Annotated in this window: 2 protein-coding genes; both read left to right on the top strand. The window is 75.3% G+C overall.

From position 1 onward, the window contains the following. Positions 1-462: penicillin-binding transpeptidase domain-containing protein (locus B4M60_RS11555; RefSeq protein ID WP_291083937.1), on the top strand; the 462-nt coding region annotated here is incomplete at its 5' end. Positions 463-537: 75 nt separating this feature from the next. Beyond that, positions 538-1,742 (top strand): Mur ligase family protein (locus B4M60_RS11550; RefSeq protein ID WP_291083934.1); only part of this gene is annotated, 1,205 nt, incomplete at its 3' end.

The raw sequence follows: 1,742 nt of genomic DNA, 5'->3' as shown, positions 1-1,742 counted from the left end.
GTCCGCGTCCCCCCGCGGATCATCGCCGAGCGCGTGGGTCCGGACGGCGAGTCCCACCCGGCCGAGCGGCCGGAGGGCCAGCGCGTGGTGAGCGAGGAGACCGCCCGGACGGTCCGCGACATGTTCCGCGCCGTCACCCAGTCCGGACCGGGCGCGCAGTCGGGAACGGGTCCGCAGGCCGCGATCGCCGGGTACCAGATCAGCGGCAAGACCGGTACGGCCCAGCAGATCGACCCGGGGTGCTCCTGCTACTCCAACTCCCGCTACTGGATCACCTTCGCCGGCATCCTGCCCGCCGACGACCCCCGCTACGTCATCGCGATCATGCTGGACGCCCCGTCCCGCGGGGTGCTCGGTGCGTCCGCCGCGCCGCTCTTCCACGACATCGCCTCGTGGTTGATCAACCGCGACAACATCCCGCCGTCCGCCCCCGCCCCGGACCTCGTCCTGCAGGCGCAGTGACGGGCGCCGCGCAGGGTAGCGTGTAGCGGGTTCACGGGAGGTCACGGACAAGGAGAGGCGGGTCGAGGGCAGGTCATGACCACGGCAGCACAGCTGGCGGCCACGGTGCGGGCCTCGGTCCTCGGCCACGGCGACGGATCCGACGTCGAGGTGACCGCCGCGACCATCCGCGCCCAGGACGCCGGGCCCGGAACGCTCTTCGCCGCGCTCCCCGGGACCCGCGTCCACGGCGCCTCGTTCGCCTCCGCCGCGCTCGACGCGGGGGCGTCGGCGGTGCTCACCGACGCCGCGGGCCTGGAGTTGATGGGGTCCGCCGCCGAGCGGGTCCCCGTGCTCGTCCACCCCGATCCCCGCTCGATTCTCGGCGCGGTGTCCGCGGTCGTCGCGGGCGACCCGTCCGCGGACCTCGACGTGGTGGGGATCACCGGGACCTCGGGCAAGACCACCACCTCGTACCTGGTCGAGGCCGCGCTCGAGGGCTGCGGCCACGTGGCCGGGCTGATCGGGACCACGGGAAGCCGCGTCGCGGGGCGACCGCTGGCCAGCCGGCTCACCACCCCGGAGGCCCCCGACTTCCAGGCGCTGCTGGCGGTCATGCGGTCCGAGGGGGCCCGCGCGGTGGCCGCCGAGGTCTCCAGCCACGCCCTCCGGCTGGGGCGCGTGGACGGCACCCGCTTCGCCGTGGCCGCCTTCCTCAACCTCTCCCAGGACCACCTGGACTTCCACCCGAGCATGGAGGACTACTTCCGGGCCAAGTGCAGGCTCTTCGACGCCGCGGCGGACCCGGGTTCGGCCGTCCGTCCCGCGGACCGGGCGGTCGTCGTGGTGGACGACGAGTGGGGCCGCAGGCTCGTGGGCATGCGACCGGACGCCGTGACGGTCTCCGCCGACCCGCAGGGGCGGGCGCAGTGGACCGCGGGGGAGTCCACGACGACCGAGCAGGGCACCCAGACCTTCACCGCGCGTGGTCCCCGGGGCCTGCGGGTCGACGTGGAACTGCCGCTCCTCGGTCGGTTCAACGTGGCCAACTCGCTGGTCGCGCTGGCGGTCGTCGACGCCCTCGGCGCGGACGTCCGCGCCGCCGCCGCCGGTCTCGGGAACGCCCGGGTGCCGGGCCGGCTGGAACCGGTGGAGCGCGGCCAGGATTTCCGGGTCCTCGTGGACTACGCCCACAAGCCCGGGGCGGTCGAGGCGGTCCTGCGGTCGGTCCGCGCGCAGGCCGCGGGGCGTGTCGCGGTGGTCCTCGGCGCCGGCGGGGACAGGGACCCGGGCAAGCGGGC

This window comes from Dietzia sp. UBA5065 (genome assembly GCA_002415925.1).
Classification (GTDB): Bacteria; Actinomycetota; Actinomycetes; order Mycobacteriales; family Mycobacteriaceae; genus Dietzia.
The sequence above is the reverse complement of the archived record's forward strand: the minus strand, read 5'-3'. Positions and strand labels throughout refer to the sequence as shown.